A 15105-nucleotide genomic window follows, 5' to 3' on the forward strand; every position below is an offset into this window, starting at 1 on the left:
GTGAGGTCGCATTATAGGGAGGAAATTGGCCGTGACAAGCTGTTTTTCAGAAATAGAAACCAAGCGACCAATAATACACCAACAAGCAAATATAAGTGTGATATTTAATCATCAAACTCGTTAAATTTAGAAATCACCGTTTCTAGACTTACTTGCTGACTAGTATCCCAGCGATCATTCCAGCTCACCGTAACGGTAACCTTCTTCGCACCCACAACTGGGGTATCATCCACAACGGTCACAATACGATCGGCCGGTTTCCCTGAAATAGAGAGGGTTTCCGTTCCATCAACAATCGAACTGTAAAGAATCGTGCCAACAGCAGCACTTTGTGAGCGTGTTTGAAACTGCTCCAGCTTCTCTTCTGCCAAATACAAGGCATCGATCGTTGTTAATGCATTTTCTGACTTCACTTCCATATACGTTTGCAGCTTCATGAGGCCGACTACACCAAGCGCCAACACAATCATGGCAATCAGCACTTCCAGTAAGCTAAAGCCTTTATTGTTAGATATCATTCCATGACCCCTCAACCCAATAGACACTTTGTGGCGGAGTATTTGGATTTAGCCCGCCCACAAATGTCAAATCAAAGCCCGAATTAAGAATTGATAACCCGCCTCGAGTATCTAAAACTAACCCGCCACTTGGTCGAAATGAGCCGTTTTGGAAATAGACTCCTTTCACCATATCAGCAGGCAACATACCCACATTACTGGTGACGCCAGACCATGCAGCCGTCATATCAGCAGTAGGAGCGATACCTGAATTGAATAAATGGTAAATGACACCATCAAATACCGCAGCCCCATTCACTGACATTACGCCATTTTCAACAACCAGAATTCGCGGCTCAGAAGGTAGACCATTTAAACCTGCACCATTCACTAAATCACAATTGCCTTCAACCCACACTTTATCTGTTGGCGGCGAACCTGCTGTCCCTTCAAAAGCTTGTTTAATTTTGCTGTCACACCGTTTGGCTGTGACTATCACCCCCGCTGAATTTACCTCATCTGTCGCCTCAACCGAACCAGTAATAACAGTAAACTCGCTCTTTACTTCTGCAATTTCATCTCGAGATTTATAGAAAAAGCTTTCAAATGGGTTCATGTTCAGATCTTTGACAAAATCTAATTCAAGTGCACCATTAGCAGCAGGCGGCGTATCTTGTGCGTTAATATCGGCATCCCACGTATTAAGAGCAGCGTACGTATCCGTAGCATAATCCACTCCACATTGCCCTGAAAAACCAGGATATGGTCCATTTGTTTCTGGATCGTTCACCTTTACCGAGCCCCGAGCAAAAAAGTTGGCGCCATAACGCACAGAAACACACTTAAATTTGCCATCCGGCAGCGGACCATCCACATCCGGCTTAATGGTATATGAACCCACTAATTTCAGATCGGAAATGGCCTGTATCGCCCCTGTTGTACGAGGGTTGGTTTTAATCTTTTTGTACAGCGTAGTTTGGCCTCTATCCTTCTGAAACGTTGATGTGATCAGATACTGAGTGCCTGTAAGCAACGTAGCCGTTAAGGTTAACTCATTGGTGTCACACGTATCATAAGGCTGTCCTGTCACCCCTAAACTCGGCGTATGGTTATTCAACGCTATCGCACATTCTAAACCGCCTTCAGCACGCCAATGTAACTGGCGCTCTTCAACCTCATTCTGGGTGCGCTTAATCTGATAAAAAACATTTTTATATGACGCAAGAGAAAACAATAATGACACCACCACCAGCATCACCGTGACTAATAATGTCGCCATCCCTTTTTGACTGTTCATTAGTTCCAATTCCTCGCTTTCAGCGTCGCCGAAACGGTCTTTGAATATTGGCTTTGATTCAAAGACGCACTCAAACTGATATTCAATAATGTTGAATTGGCACTGGAGGTCGCCAATACTGTTGGTGTCACGGTAAAGTTAGAGAGTGTAAAGTGGGAAGTATCCAATAACGTTGAAACTGTTCCGCTTCCACATGTCGCATCAGCAGGCATCGTCGCCAATCCTTTCGAGACGGTGTCCACACACATTTGAAGTGTCTGAGGCTGAGAGGCACTTAAGCGAAATTTCACTATTCGCCACTCACTATTTTCATCTTCATAAATATAACTGATGGCGTCATTTGAAGCCGGTACATTCAACGTTGAGACAGCGCCAGACAGTACCAATGAACCTGTTCCTTCGGCATTATAACCAGCGCGTTGAACATCAGATTTAATCAAACGAATCGCATCATTCACATCTTGTGCCAGCATCAATTGCTTCATACGCTCCGATGCCAAGTTCTGCCCTGTAATGAACACCCCTGTCACACTCGCTAGTACCACTAAGCCCACACTGGAAGCGATTAAAAGTTCAACCAATGAAGCGCCTCGTTGACGCGTAAAATGCTTAGCTACATCTTTCATAGTTATAATAATCCCCACTGATGCCACACGTGCGGATACGTCCTGTCCGCTGACTCATAATCACTTTTAAATCTTTACCTGACTCTTTATAAAAAGAGAAATTGCCTAATTTGTTGGTCGTGGCCCGAACGGGATCAATCGTTTGTTCAACAAATGTGCTGCTCGATTTAATCGCAACATGTTTGAAATCTTTACCATCAACCAAAGCAATAGCCGCCGCTTTTGCCGAAGCAATACTATTCACTGTCGCCGCTTCATCGGTCACGGCAAGTACCCAGGCCCCGTCCGTTTGATAAACCGTTTCATTGGTATCATCACGTACAAAATGCACTTTTAGTTTGGTATTGCGCATCACGGCTTCTGATTTTGCCTGCACCAATACCCATTCCATTTCTGTTGCTAATTGCTTTACTTTATTACTGTCAATGTATGAACTGAATGAAGGGGCCGCAACCGCGATGATTGTCGCCATTAACGTAATAGTGATCAGCATTTCCAACAGCGTAAATCCGCCTGCTTTCCGATGAATGCCGCGTCTTAAATGCAATCGACATAACATTTCGCGAGCCATACCTCAATTCCTTTTATAAACATGCCGATAGAGTAAGTTCAACTTGATTCACATGTTATCACCACCGCAGAATGTAGAGGTGTAAATTGAGAAGGATATCGAGTTAACTCGAATAATTGTGAGGTTAAAGTTCATGAAACATCAAAAAGGCGTGACACTGATCGATGTTATGATCGCTGCAGCCATTCTCGGTGTCATCGCGGCCATTGCGTACCCCTCTTATCAAGTTCATGTACTTAAAGGACACCGAAGCCAAGTGATGGCTGATCTAATGAAAGTCCAACTAACATTAGAAGAAAATTACACACAAACAGGATCTTACGATTATTCGATCGTCTCTGCCAATACCTGTGCTTTTTGTGAAACAGATACTGCGCGCTACCACATTTCTGTTGATACGACAGGTACTGGAATGGACAACTATAAACTGGTTGCCACCCCACAAGCAGGTAACAGCCAAACCAACGATAAATGCGGGACATTAACGCTTAATGCTGCAGGTGTTGGCATCGCGACCAAGGGTGGGAATGACGTTGAAGGGTGTTGGTAATCCCCATCTCCTCTCTCAAAATACTGCCCCCTCTCTGTTGAACAGACACAAAAAAGCCAGCATCACGCTGGCTTTTTGTTTTCTCTTTTCAGGGATTAGCCTGTTAGATCATCAAAGAACTTCTTCACACCGTCGAAGAAGCCTTCAGATTTTGGCTTGTGCTTTTTCGCCGCTGTGCCACCGAGCGTGTCTTCCAGCTCTTGTAGCAGTTCTTTCTGACGTGCGCTCAGGTTAACCGGGGTTTCTACCACCAATTTACAGATCAAGTCACCCACTGCGCCACCGCGTACTGATTTCACACCTTTACCACGCATACGGAACATACGGCCCGTTTGCGTTTCTGATGGGACTTTCAGGTTAACACGACCATCCAAGGTTGGAACTTCCACTTCGCCGCCAAGCGCCGCCATGGTGAAGCTCACCGGTACTTCGCAGTACAGGTTATTGCCATCACGTTCAAAAATGCTGTGTTGTGTAACGTGTACCTGAACGTACAAATCACCCGCTGGTGCACCGAACTCACCCGCTTCGCCTTCGCCAGACAAACGGATACGGTCACCTGTGTCTACGCCCGCAGGGATCTTCACAGACAGAGTCTTGGTTTCTTCTTTACGGCCTTGACCGTGACAGTCGCCACATGGCTCTTGAATGATCTTACCGCGACCATGACAGTGTGGACAGGTCTGCTGTACCGCAAAGAAGCCCTGACGCATCTGTACCTGACCTTGGCCATGACAGGTGCTACAGGTCGTTGCAGATGTGCCTTTCTTCGCACCGCTGCCGTCACAAGTATCACAGTGAACCAGAGTCGGAACACGGATCTCTTTTGAACAACCACGTACTGCTTCTTCCAGTGTCAGTTCCATGTTGTAGCGCAGATCCGCACCACGCTGGGCACGAGGCTGACCACGACGGCCGCCGCCACCGAAGATGTCACCAAACACATCACCGAAAATATCACCGAAATCAGCACCGCCGCCGAAGCCGCCGCCACCCATACCGCCTTGTTCAAACGCTGCATGGCCGTACTGATCGTAAGCTGCTCTCTTCTGAGGATCAGTTAGGATTTCGTATGCGTGCTTAACTTCTTTGAACTTCTCAGCCGCCTCTGCATCCCCCTGGTTACGGTCCGGGTGGAATTTCATTGCAAGGCGTTTGTAAGCCTTTTTAATATCACGCTCTGACGTATCACGGCTTACGCCCAGAACTTCATAAAAATCTCGTTTAGACATACTTATCTTTCACCTGCCTTAATACAGCTACGGGCGTAAGAGTAGCCTCAAACGCCCGCGCTAAAATAAAATTAACCTAGGGTTATCTTATTTTTTTTCGTCTTTAACTTCTTCAAACTCAGCGTCAACAACGTTGTCGTCTTGCTGTGCTTGTTGCTCACCTGCACCCGCTTGCGCTTGTTGTGCTTGAGCTTGCTGCTGAGCGATTTCCATTAGCTTCTGAGAAGCTGCGATTAGCGCTTGCACTTTCGCATCGATCGCTTCTTTATCTTCGCCTTTACGTGCTGCTTCTAGTTCAGAAACAGCGGCTTCGATTTTCGCTTTCTCGTCAGCTGGCAGTGCGTCGCCCGCTTCTTCGATTTGCTTACGTGTACCGTGTACTAGCTGGTCAGCTTGGTTACGAGCAGCCACTAACTCTTCGAACTTCTTGTCCGCTTCTTTGTTAGCTTCTGCTTCTTGTACCATTTTCTCGATATCTTCGTCGCTTAGACCGCCAGACGCTTGAATCGTGATCTTCTGCTCTTTACCTGTAGACTTGTCTTTCGCAGATACGTGCAGGATACCATCCGCATCCAGGTCGAAGGTTACTTCGATCTGTGGCATACCGCGAGGTGCTGCCTGAATGCCTTCTAGGTTGAACTGACCAAGAGACTTGTTGTAGCCCGCTTGCTTACGCTCACCCTGTAGAACGTGGATAGTTACTGCGCTCTGGTTGTCTTCTGCAGTAGAGAACACTTGGTTCGCTTTTGTTGGGATCGTGGTGTTCTTCTCGATCAGTTTCGTCATCACACCGCCCATGGTTTCGATACCTAGAGACAGAGGAGTAACGTCTAGTAGAAGAACGTCTTTCACGTCACCTGCAAGTACGCCGCCCTGAACCGCTGCACCGATAGCAACTGCTTCATCTGGGTTCACGTCTTTACGTGGTTCTTTGCCGAAGAATTCAGTTACTTTCGCCTGAACCATTGGCATACGAGTCTGACCACCTACAAGGATAACGTCAGTGATGTCGCCAACAGATAGGTCTGCATCAGCAAGTGCTACTTTTAGCGGCTCAAGAGAACGCTGTACTAGGTCTTCAACTAGAGATTCTAGTTTCGCACGTGTCACTTTGATGTTCATGTGCTTAGGACCTGTCGCATCAGCAGTGATGTAAGGTAGGTTTACATCTGTTTGCTGTGCAGAAGACAATTCGATCTTCGCTTTTTCTGCGGCTTCTTTCAGACGCTGCATTGCTAGCGGATCGTTCTTCAGGTTGATGCCCTGATCTTTCTGGAATTCGTCAACCAAGTAGTTGATCATGCGGTTATCGAAGTCTTCACCACCTAGGTGTGTGTCACCGTTGGTTGCTAGTACTTCGAACGTTTTCTCGCCTTCTACTTCATCGATTTCGATGATAGAGATATCGAATGTACCACCACCCAGGTCGTACACAGCGATAGTGCGATCGCCGCCTTTCTTATCCAAACCGTAAGCCAGCGCAGCTGCTGTTGGTTCATTGATGATACGTTTAACTTCTAGACCTGCGATACGGCCAGCATCTTTCGTTGCTTGACGCTGTGCATCGTTGAAGTAAGCAGGAACAGTGATAACGGCGCCAGTCACTTCTTCACCTAGGAAGTCTTCAGCCGTTTTCTTCATCTTCTTCAGAACTTCAGCAGATACCTGAGGAGCTGCCATTTTCTGGCCTTTCGCTTCTACCCATGCATCACCGTTGTCTGCTTTCACGATTTTGAACGGCATGATTTCGATATCGCGCTGAACTTCTTCGTCTTCAAAACGACGACCGATCAGACGCTTGATAGCGAATAGCGTGTTTTCTGGGTTCGTTACCGCCTGACGCTTAGCTGGCTGACCAACCAGTGTTTCACCGTCTTGGGTGTATGCGATAACAGATGCCGTTGTACGCTCACCTTCAGCATTCTCAATTACACGTGGCTTGTCACCATCAAGTACTGCTACACAAGAGTTAGTTGTACCCAAGTCAATACCAATGATTTTACCCATCAGGCTTTCTCCGAAATTCGTTAGCTACTTGCCAACCCGTTACCATAACGCAATTGGCAATGCGGAATTACCCGCGAAAATTAATTTACGATGTCGTATGACTACTAAATAGGGGCAGCCAAATTGTTTTCAAGGGCGACAACGAAAAAAAATCAAAAAAAATAAAAAGCCCGCGCAAATGGCGGGCTTTCCTGCAGTACTGCCCGCTTACGCCTGGCCAGATACCGCTTTAGATACCATGACCATCGCAGGACGGATCACACGACCATTTAGCTCGTAACCCTTCTGCATCACAAACATCACGGTGTTTGGTTCGTGATCTGCGCTTTCCTGCATTGCCATCGCCTGATGGAATTCAGGGTTGAACGCTTCACCCACTGGGTGGATTTGTGTCAGACCGAACTTCGCTACCGTGTCTGTCATGGTCTTCAGCGTTAGCTCTACACCTTCCAGCATTGGCTTGATCGCATCATCGGCTTTGTCTGCCATCTCGATCGCACGCTCAAGGTTGTCGATCACTGGTAGTAGCTCTTCGGCAAACTTGTTCAGGGCAAATTTACGCGCTTTATCGATTTCTTGCTCTGCACGACGACGTACGTTTTCGCCTTCTGCCATCGCACGTAGTGCTGAATCTTTTGCTTCGTTGGCTTTAGCTTCAGAGGTCAACAGCGCCGCTTCTAGCTCTGCAATGCGAGCTTCATACAATTCTTCCGCTGTCATTTCGACAACTTCTTGCTCAGCAGATTCAGTCTCAACCGCTTCAACGTTGTCTTGTTGTAGCTGTTCGTCCTGTACTTTTTTCTCTTCGTTGCTCATGCTTTCGCTTCTCCGCCAAGATCTGGGTATTCATCATATAAGGATAGGTTTTCTGTCGCATTCATCAGGGAGCAACAGAAAACGCACTCATGCGCTTATTATGGGGATGAAGTTCAACGATTCAACCCACTATTGATCACAAACCGCGACAACGTGCTCACCCTAACGCTATACTGGCTTTTCCTTCATTTTTCGGAACATGGAAATGACGCGCGTTTTTCAGACTATTGCGATTATTGGCAAGCCTCGCAGCTCAGAAGCCTTGCAAACACACCTTCGACTGCATGAATGGCTCACCGGTAAAGGGTATGAGGTATTGGTGGATCACCGCCTTGCCCACGACTTGGATCTGCCCGCGTCCGTGTTTTGCGATCTGCTGACCATTGGTGACCGCGCCAACCTGGCCATTGTGGTCGGCGGGGATGGCAACATGCTGGGCGCCGCACGGGTACTGTCCCGCTTTGATATTGCCGTAATTGGCGTCAACCGTGGCAACCTCGGCTTTTTGACCGATTTAGACCCGGACGATTTTGAAGACGAGCTCGAACGCGTGCTGCATGGCGACTACGTGGTGGAAAAACGCTTCTTGCTGGAAGCCGAAGTACACCGCCATGGCTTGATCAAAAGTCGCAACGCCGCTTTGAATGAAGCGGTACTGCACCCGGACAAAATCGCCCATATGATCGAATTTGAGGTCTATATTGATGAGCGTTTTGCTTTCTCACAGCGCTCCGATGGCCTGATCATCGCCACACCAACCGGCTCTACCGCCTATTCATTGTCTGGCGGCGGTCCGATTTTATCCTCTGAGCTCAATGCCATTTCGCTGGTACCCATGTTCCCGCATACCCTGTCATGCCGCCCGTTGGTGGTAGACGGTAACAGCCGGATCAAACTCATGGTGTCACCGACCAACGGCAGCACCCTAGAAGTGAGCTGTGACGGCCAAGTTTCTCTGCCCGTCAGCCCCGGTGATGAGATCCATATCTATCAAAGTGCTGATACTCTGAACCTCATCCACCCGAAAAACTACAGTTACTATGAAGTGCTGCGCGGAAAGCTCGGCTGGTCAAGCCGCCTATTTTAAGCGCATCACGCTCTCTTTTAAGCCAGCCTTCGGGTTGGCTTTTTTATGCTGCATATCATCAAGTTAACCTAGATCAATATTTCCTAAGGATTTTTCACCAGCAGATCTTTACTGTGTATAGATACAGTATATACTGTATGAAAAAACAGGTGTTGATTTAAACAGGTGAACACATGCTGGCACACATGACGATCTCTAACTTTGCCATTGTTAAAAATCTTGAATTTGAACTAAAACCGGGTATGACCACCATCACGGGTGAAACCGGTGCAGGTAAATCTATTGCTATCGACGCACTCGGCCTTTGCCTGGGTGATCGCGCTGAAGCCAGCATGGTACGTCCGAACGAAGACAAGGCGGAAATTTCAGCCGCGTTCTCGCTGCAAAACAACCAGGCCGCTCGCCGTTGGTTGGAAGACAATGAACTGGTTGATGGTGACGAGTGTATTTTGCGCCGAGTGATCACCAAAGAAGGCCGTTCTCGCGGTTTCATCAATGGCAGCCCGGTACCGGCTTCCCAGCAAAAAGCGTTGGGCTCTTTGCTGATCAACATCCATGGCCAACACGCACACCAACAACTGATGCGTCCGGATCACCAGCAACAAATGCTGGATCAATACGCCGGCCACCACCTGCTATTAGAAAAGACCCGCGACACTTACCAGCACTGGCGTCAGGCCAACAACGAACTCAAGCGACTGACCCAAAGCATCGAAGAAAACGAAGCACAAAAGCAGCTGATCCAATACCAAGTGAAAGAATTGGATGAGCTGGCGCTGGGTGAAGACGAATACGCCGAGATCGAAGAAGAGCACAAACGCCTGTCGAACAGTGGTGAGTTGGCGGTATCAAGCCAAACAGCCCTGTCGATGCTGTATGACGGCGAAGAAGGCAACGCCCTGCAACTGCTACAGATGGCTTGTCAGCAAGTGTGTAACTTGGGCGAGTACGACAGCAGCCTGAGCGCGATCCCACAAATGCTGGACGAAGCCATTATTCAAGTACAAGAAGCCAGCCAGGAGCTGCGCGGCTACCTGGATAACCTTGATATGGATCCGCACCGTCTGATCTTCTTGGAAGAACGTTTGTCGAAAATCATGTCGCTATCACGTAAACATTACGTGATGCCGGAAGAGCTGTACAACAAACACCATGAATTGCTCAAAGAGCTGGATAATCTTGATTGCAGCGATGAGCGTTTAGCGGAAATGGCTGATAACGTTGAATTGCTGCGTCAGAAATTCCTCGCTAGCGCGGAAAAACTCAGCAAGAGCCGCCAGCGCTATGCCAAAGAATTGGATCAGAAAATCTCCGACAGCATGCACCAATTGAGCATGGAAAACGGCATTTTCAAAATCGACGTACAGTGCGATACCGAAGGCATGCTCAGCCCATTGGGTTGCGACACCATCACCTTCTTGGTATCCACCAACCCGGGCCAGCCATTGCAACCGCTAGGTAAAGTGGCTTCCGGTGGTGAGCTATCACGTATCTCGCTGGCCATTCAGGTGATCACCGCACAGAAAGTGGAAACCCCAAGCCTGATCTTCGATGAAGTCGACGTGGGTATCAGTGGCCCGACGGCAGCGATTGTCGGCAAAATGCTGCGCACCCTGGGCGAATCAACTCAGGTAATGTGTGTGACCCACTTACCGCAGGTGGCCGGTTGTGGCCATCAGCAAATGTTCGTGGCGAAGAAATCGAGCGACGGCCAGACAGAAACCAACATGTTCCCGCTGAGCCAAGAAGCGCGCGTGAATGAGTTAGCGCGCCTGCTGGGCGGCAGTGAGATCACAGAGCGCACCTTAGCGAACGCAAAAGAACTGCTGTTTGCGGCATAAATAGAATAAACTGAGAAGGTCATGCAACTAAATGGTTGTACAACAGTCTCAATTACAGTTTTTTTCTTTACTGCTTTTTTACTTCTGCCGAGGGGTTGTTTATCATCGGCAACAACAGAAAAGCGAATTTGCCGGGATGCTATGAGTTGGAAGAACCTTGCTGCCTTAACATTGGCGGTCAGCCTGCTAGGTGGCTGTTCAGTCGTTGAACGACTGGTTTACCGAATTGATATTAATCAAGGGAACTACCTGGAACAATCGGATGTGGATACCTTGCGGTATGGCATGAACAAAGAGCAGGTCCAGTTCGTATTGGGCTCGCCAATGATTTCAGAGCCGGAATACCCAAACACCTGGTATTACGTCTACTACCACAAGCCTGGCCACGACAAGCCAGAGCAGAAAAATTTGATCCTGACGTTCAACGATCAAAACCGCTTGGTGAAGATGGAAGGCGATTACACGCCAAGCCCTCAGTTCATGAATGGCATGAACTAAACACTTTCGCTAAACGCCTTAACCAAGCACCAGCACACAGACACAAAAAAGCTCGCCATATGCGAGCTTTTTTATTGCCGATAATTTAATGCTATACCCTATTGAATAGCGCATAGTCTTAAGCATTCGCCTGACTTAGCGTTCTCAGTTGGCGTCTTGTTTCGCCTGCTCTGCACGCTTACGACGGATCTCTTTCGGATCGGCCAGTAACGGACGGTAGATCTCGATGCGATCCCCATCATGCACGGTGGCATCCAACTTCACGTTACGGCTGTACACACCCACCTTATTGACCTTCAGATCAATCTCAGGATACAGCGCCAGCACGCCCGATTGTTCGATGATCTGCTGTACCTGCATATCCGGCGTTACCGCCAGCTTGATCACCTTCTGCACCGTCGGCAGTGCGTACACCACCTCAACGTGGATCAACTTCTCATCAGAATGCATAAATTTCTCTCGCACGCACAGTGAACGCCTGCACCATATTATTGGTCAGCTCACGGAACACTTTGCCGAACGCCGCTTCAACCAGCGCATTTTTGAACTCAAAATCCAGCTTAAGCTCTACCTTACACGCATCTGCATCCAGCTCGATGAAATGCCAGCCACCCACCAAACGCTGGAACGGGCCATCCACCAACTGCATGTCAATTTTACAGCCTTCGACCAAGGCATTGCGTGTCACGAACGTTTTTTTGATCCCCGCTTTGGATACATCCACCGAGGCCATCATGTGCATTGCAGAGCTTTCAATGATCTTACTGCCAGAGCAACCCGGTAAAAAAGCCGGATACGACTCAACATCATTCACAAGTTCAAACATTTGCTTGGCACTGAAAGGAACCAGTGCAGAGCGACAAATCTGAGGCATAGCTTCTCCTTTACCGTAGAACACGTCGCTTCTCACACCCAGATGGACATTCCACCGCAAAGCCTAGGAGAAGGACTGGCTCAATGATACCATTACTCCGCTAACAGCCAAAATACGCGTGTGAAGGCAATGCAACATTCCCTGCTCTTCACACTTTCGACCAGCCCGCTTATGAGGCTGGGACTGCAACAAAAAGAGAAGTTATGGCCAAGAAACCAAGCAAAAAGCCAAGTAGCAATACCATTGCGAAAAACAAAACCGCCCGCTTTGAATTTGCCATTCATGACGAATACGAAGCCGGCATGTCACTACAGGGTTGGGAAGTAAAAGCCATCCGTGACGGCAAAGTGAACATGACCGAAAGCTACGTGTTCCTGCGTAACGGTGAAGCCTTCATTTCAGGTTTGACAATCACCCCGCTGAACGCCGCCTGTACCCACGTGGTTGCCGACCCTACCCGTACCCGTAAACTGCTGCTGAACCGCCGTGAAATCGACAAGTTGGCCGGCGCGGTTAACCGTGACGGTGAAACCATTGTTGCGCTGAGCATGTACTGGAAAGCCTCGTTCGTGAAGCTGAAAATCGGTACCGCACGCGGTAAGAAACTGCACGACAAACGCGCAGACACCAAAGCCCGTGACTGGCAGCGTGATAAAGCGCGCATCATGAAGAGCAGCAACCGCTAATCGACCTAGCAATATGGGCTAAGTGGTTGTTTATCACCCACTCAGACCGGATAACACGGGCAGGCTATTGACCCTGCCCTATTTTCTGCTAACATCGATCGAACTCTGGGGCTGATTTAGGATTCGACAGGATCACGAAGGCTTGTGGAGCATGCCGAGGTGCGGTTGGCCTCGTAAAAAAGCCGCAAAAAATAGTCGCAAACGACGAAAACTACGCACTAGCAGCTTAATACTCTGCTGAGAGCGCCTCTGCCCTAGCTTCCGCTTGTAAGACGGGGAACAACAGAGGTTCAAACCCAAACAAGATAGCGAGGGAATCTTTGGCTAGAGAGATGAACCGCGAAATAGAATTCTGGTATGTATTTGCATAGCGTGTCAGTTCGCAGTGTCGATACGAGAATAAAGACTGACTAAGCATGTAGCGCCATCTGTTAGACTGGTTTTGGACGCGGGTTCAAATCCCGCCAGCTCCACCAAATTCGTATACGAAGACATCTTCGGATGTCCAGAACGCCCCCTAAGCTAATTGCTTAGGGGGCGTTCTTGTATTCATATCCTTTACAAGTGTTACCTCCCTCTTTTGAGAGATAGCTCGAGTCCATGTCCAATAGTATTCGTAAAGAGCTAACGAACATTGCATATCCCCTATAAGGGATATAGGATTAAATATCCCCTACAAGGGATACGAGTTTGAATATACCCTATAAGGGATAGCTTATTTCATATTATGGATGCGCCTACTATGATTTACAGTCCTCGCCAGCTCGCTAATCATCTAAAACTAATCCGAACAAAACATCAGCTGACCCAAGCAGAGCTTGCCCAACGTGTGGGCCTAAAGCAGGCCACCCTCTCCAATTTTGAAAATAATCCAGACACCACCCAACTCAAAACCTTATTCAAGATCATTCAAGCATTGGGTGTCAAAATAGAAATTCACGATCAAATCCCCCCAATGCAGCAACAAGATAATGAAGAGGTGTGGTAATGGATGCGTTAAACGCTTACATGAATGGTGAACGGGTCGGTGAGTTCATCAAATTAACGAATGGCGCCCACGAATTTCAATATGATACCCATTGGATTGAAAGTCCTAAAGGTAGACCTTTATCGCTCTCTTTGCCTCTCCAGTATCAAAAACACACCTCAAGTCATGTTATTAACTACTTTGATAACCTACTACCGGATCTGACTGAAATCCGCGATCGCATTGTAGCCAGATATCAAGCCGATTCTCGGCAAACTTTCGATTTATTAAAACAAGTCGGTAAAGATAGTGTGGGTGCTATTGCTTTATATAGCACGAATGAAAAACCTAACATCAAGCAACTTAACTACGAAGTACTCAGTGCAGATCGCTTAGTCAAAGTTCTGAGCGCTTACCAGACCAAGATCCCACTTGGTATGCTCAATGATGAAGATGATTTTCGTATCTCTATTGCCGGTGCGCAAGAAAAGACGGCTCTGCTAAAAATGGGGGATAAGTGGTGTATACCGAAAGGCTCAACGCCCACCACACATATTATCAAGCTGCCTATTGGTGAGATAAAGCAACCCAATGCAACCCTTGATATGACCGACAGTGTCGAAAATGAATATCTCTGCCTTTTACTCGCAAAGGCTCTTGGATTCAATGTGCCCCATGCAGAAATCATAAAATGCGACCATATCAAAGCCCTTGCCGTTGAGCGCTTCGACCGTCGATGGTCGACTGATGGTTCTTGGCTATTACGTCTCCCTCAAGAGGATATGTGCCAAGCATTCGGTAAGCCTTCTGCCATCAAATATGAAACCGATGGTGGTGTCGGCATTAAAGACATTATGAAATTACTGCTAGGATCCAGTAACGCATTGGCCGATCGAGAAATGTTTATGCGCTTCCAAGTCTTTCAATGGATTATTGGTGCAACTGATGGGCATGCCAAAAATTTCTCTATTTTCCTTGGCGTTGGCGGCAGTTATCAACTTACCCCATTTTATGACATTCTATCTGCTTACCCCCTCTTAGGAGGAAAAGGCTTACATCTTCGTTCTCTGAAATTGGCTATGGGGCTCAAAGCGAGCAAAGGGAAAAAGTATCCGTTAGACGGTATTTTTGCCCGACACTTCATTGCTACGGCAAAAGACGTGGGCTTCAGTATCCACCAAATGAATACCATCATCGATGAATTCGTTGCTCAACTTCCAGGCGCAATAGAACGTGTTAATCGCATACTACCGGAAGACTTTCCAGAGCATATCTCTCAGTCCATTTTTGAAAATTCATTGAAAATGGCCCATAGACTGACGCTGGGGCGATGATCGTAAAAAAACTGGGGTGGCCTAAAAGAAATGAATGTAGGTAAAGCACCATGAACAAGTTCATTCGGCCACTGAATAGCGCGATAAGATACTTCACGAGAGCCACTCCGATGACCCAAAACAAGTTAAGTACCGTAAGTTAAAAGCTGAAGCGGACAGCTTCCACCCCGTACTGATAGTAGAGTGTTAGCAACGGACTGAATAAACCATCGGTCTAACTAA

Annotated in this window: 16 protein-coding genes and 1 other RNA gene; 8 read left to right on the forward strand and 9 right to left on the reverse strand. The window is 47.7% G+C overall.

All coding sequences use genetic code 11. The features are described 5' to 3' along the window. Positions 1-104: 104 nt before the first annotated feature. The 4 genes from ABT58_RS10655 to ABT58_RS10670 are packed head-to-tail and all read right to left on the reverse strand — an operon-like array spanning position 105 to position 2991. Complete coding sequence (locus ABT58_RS10655) at positions 105-518, reverse strand: type IV pilus modification PilV family protein (RefSeq protein ID WP_047874395.1); 414 nt, start codon at positions 516-518, stop codon at positions 105-107. Continuing rightward, complete coding sequence (locus tag ABT58_RS10660; RefSeq protein ID WP_047874396.1) at positions 508-1794, reverse strand: hypothetical protein; 1287 nt, start codon at positions 1792-1794, stop codon at positions 508-510. Before ABT58_RS10660 ends, ABT58_RS10655 begins: the two co-directional genes overlap by 11 nt. Continuing rightward, entirely contained in the window at positions 1794-2420 is a 627-nt protein-coding gene (locus ABT58_RS23480; protein WP_053063053.1) for a PilW family protein, read from the reverse strand. Before ABT58_RS23480 ends, ABT58_RS10660 begins: the two co-directional genes overlap by 1 nt. Next, complete coding sequence (locus ABT58_RS10670) at positions 2404-2991, reverse strand: pilus assembly FimT family protein (protein WP_047874397.1); 588 nt, start codon at positions 2989-2991, stop codon at positions 2404-2406. Before ABT58_RS10670 ends, ABT58_RS23480 begins: the two co-directional genes overlap by 17 nt. Positions 2992-3124: 133 nt before the next feature. On the opposite strand from ABT58_RS10670, the gene ABT58_RS10675 reads away from it, so the two are divergent. Further along, complete coding sequence (locus ABT58_RS10675) at positions 3125-3541, forward strand: type IV pilin protein (RefSeq protein ID WP_047874398.1); 417 nt, start codon at positions 3125-3127, stop codon at positions 3539-3541. Between the two features lie 95 nt (positions 3542-3636). Here ABT58_RS10675 and dnaJ read toward each other — a convergent pair whose 3' ends face one another. The 3 genes from dnaJ to grpE all read right to left on the reverse strand — a co-directional run bounded on the left by dnaJ (position 3637) and on the right by grpE (position 7596). Next, positions 3637-4773 carry a molecular chaperone DnaJ gene (dnaJ, locus tag ABT58_RS10680; protein WP_047874399.1) on the reverse strand — a complete coding sequence of 379 codons (1137 nt, stop codon included), beginning with the start codon at positions 4771-4773 and terminating at the stop codon, positions 3637-3639. Between the two features lie 87 nt (positions 4774-4860). Then, positions 4861-6780, reverse strand: a complete 1920-nt coding sequence (gene dnaK, locus ABT58_RS10685) for a molecular chaperone DnaK (RefSeq protein WP_047874400.1) — start codon at positions 6778-6780, stop codon at positions 4861-4863. A gap of 207 nt (positions 6781-6987) precedes the next feature. After that, complete coding sequence (gene grpE, locus ABT58_RS10690; protein ID WP_047874401.1) at positions 6988-7596, reverse strand: nucleotide exchange factor GrpE; 609 nt, start codon at positions 7594-7596, stop codon at positions 6988-6990. Between the two features lie 205 nt (positions 7597-7801). Here grpE and nadK point away from each other — a divergent pair, with 205 nt between their 5' ends. The 3 genes from nadK (at position 7802) to bamE (ending at position 11022) form a co-directional block, all read left to right on the forward strand. Beyond that, positions 7802-8683, forward strand: coding sequence for an NAD(+) kinase (gene nadK / locus ABT58_RS10695; protein ID WP_047874402.1), 882 nt, complete (start codon positions 7802-7804; stop codon positions 8681-8683). A gap of 173 nt (positions 8684-8856) precedes the next feature. Then, a complete protein-coding gene (recN, locus tag ABT58_RS10700) occupies positions 8857-10524 on the forward strand; it encodes a DNA repair protein RecN (protein WP_047874403.1) in 1668 nt (555 codons plus the stop codon). Between the two features lie 141 nt (positions 10525-10665). Next, the gene (gene bamE / locus ABT58_RS10705) at positions 10666-11022 is read left to right on the forward strand and encodes an outer membrane protein assembly factor BamE (RefSeq protein WP_047874404.1); all 357 of its coding nucleotides are present in this window, start codon (positions 10666-10668) and stop codon (positions 11020-11022) included. Positions 11023-11166: 144 nt separating this feature from the next. Here the strand turns inward: bamE and ABT58_RS10710 are convergent, their stop codons facing one another. Both ABT58_RS10710 and ABT58_RS10715 read right to left on the reverse strand, forming a co-directional pair. After that, positions 11167-11472, reverse strand: coding sequence for an RnfH family protein (locus ABT58_RS10710; protein ID WP_047874405.1), 306 nt, complete (start codon positions 11470-11472; stop codon positions 11167-11169). Further along, positions 11462-11896 carry an SRPBCC family protein gene (locus tag ABT58_RS10715; protein WP_047874406.1) on the reverse strand — a complete coding sequence of 145 codons (435 nt, stop codon included), beginning with the start codon at positions 11894-11896 and terminating at the stop codon, positions 11462-11464. The genes ABT58_RS10710 and ABT58_RS10715 overlap by 11 nt, the downstream gene beginning before the upstream one ends. Before the next feature lie 203 nt (positions 11897-12099). Here ABT58_RS10715 and smpB point away from each other — a divergent pair, with 203 nt between their 5' ends. The 4 genes from smpB to ABT58_RS10730 all read left to right on the forward strand — a co-directional run bounded on the left by smpB (position 12100) and on the right by ABT58_RS10730 (position 14883). Continuing rightward, positions 12100-12582, forward strand: a complete 483-nt coding sequence (gene smpB, locus ABT58_RS10720) for an SsrA-binding protein SmpB (RefSeq protein ID WP_047874407.1) — start codon at positions 12100-12102, stop codon at positions 12580-12582. A 107-nt stretch (positions 12583-12689) separates the two neighbouring features. Beyond that, positions 12690-13058, forward strand: a transfer-messenger RNA (tmRNA) gene (ssrA, locus tag ABT58_RS23730). Positions 13059-13324: 266 nt separating this feature from the next. Further along, positions 13325-13570: a type II toxin-antitoxin system antitoxin HipB gene (gene hipB, locus ABT58_RS10725; protein ID WP_107205028.1), complete on the forward strand. Its 246-nt coding sequence runs from the start codon at positions 13325-13327 to the stop codon at positions 13568-13570. Further along, a complete protein-coding gene (locus tag ABT58_RS10730; protein ID WP_047874409.1) occupies positions 13570-14883 on the forward strand; it encodes a type II toxin-antitoxin system HipA family toxin in 1314 nt (437 codons plus the stop codon). The genes hipB and ABT58_RS10730 overlap by 1 nt, the downstream gene beginning before the upstream one ends. Positions 14884-15105 lie beyond the last annotated feature (222 nt).

Origin of the sequence: Photobacterium aphoticum (assembly GCF_001029435.1) — a bacterium.
GTDB lineage: Bacteria > Pseudomonadota > Gammaproteobacteria > Enterobacterales > Vibrionaceae > Photobacterium > Photobacterium aphoticum.

Coding starts and splice junctions, on each gene's coding strand:
- nadK (WP_047874402.1), top strand. CDS start 7,802: ATGACGCGCGTTTTTCAGACTATTGCGATTATTGGCAAGCCTCGCAGC.
- ABT58_RS10730 (WP_047874409.1), top strand. CDS start 13,570: ATGGATGCGTTAAACGCTTACATGAATGGTGAACGGGTCGGTGAGTTC.
- bamE (WP_047874404.1), top strand. CDS start 10,666: ATGAGTTGGAAGAACCTTGCTGCCTTAACATTGGCGGTCAGCCTGCTA.
- dnaJ (WP_047874399.1), bottom strand. CDS start 4,773: ATGTCTAAACGAGATTTTTATGAAGTTCTGGGCGTAAGCCGTGATACG.
- recN (WP_047874403.1), top strand. CDS start 8,857: ATGCTGGCACACATGACGATCTCTAACTTTGCCATTGTTAAAAATCTT.
- dnaK (WP_047874400.1), bottom strand. CDS start 6,780: ATGGGTAAAATCATTGGTATTGACTTGGGTACAACTAACTCTTGTGTA.
- ABT58_RS10660 (WP_047874396.1), bottom strand. CDS start 1,794: ATGAACAGTCAAAAAGGGATGGCGACATTATTAGTCACGGTGATGCTG.
- ABT58_RS10675 (WP_047874398.1), top strand. CDS start 3,125: ATGAAACATCAAAAAGGCGTGACACTGATCGATGTTATGATCGCTGCA.
- ABT58_RS10655 (WP_047874395.1), bottom strand. CDS start 518: ATGATATCTAACAATAAAGGCTTTAGCTTACTGGAAGTGCTGATTGCC.
- ABT58_RS23480 (WP_053063053.1), bottom strand. CDS start 2,420: ATGAAAGATGTAGCTAAGCATTTTACGCGTCAACGAGGCGCTTCATTG.
- ABT58_RS10715 (WP_047874406.1), bottom strand. CDS start 11,896: ATGCCTCAGATTTGTCGCTCTGCACTGGTTCCTTTCAGTGCCAAGCAA.
- ABT58_RS10670 (WP_047874397.1), bottom strand. CDS start 2,991: ATGGCTCGCGAAATGTTATGTCGATTGCATTTAAGACGCGGCATTCAT.
- smpB (WP_047874407.1), top strand. CDS start 12,100: ATGGCCAAGAAACCAAGCAAAAAGCCAAGTAGCAATACCATTGCGAAA.
- grpE (WP_047874401.1), bottom strand. CDS start 7,596: ATGAGCAACGAAGAGAAAAAAGTACAGGACGAACAGCTACAACAAGAC.
- ABT58_RS10710 (WP_047874405.1), bottom strand. CDS start 11,472: ATGCATTCTGATGAGAAGTTGATCCACGTTGAGGTGGTGTACGCACTG.
- hipB (WP_107205028.1), top strand. CDS start 13,325: ATGATTTACAGTCCTCGCCAGCTCGCTAATCATCTAAAACTAATCCGA.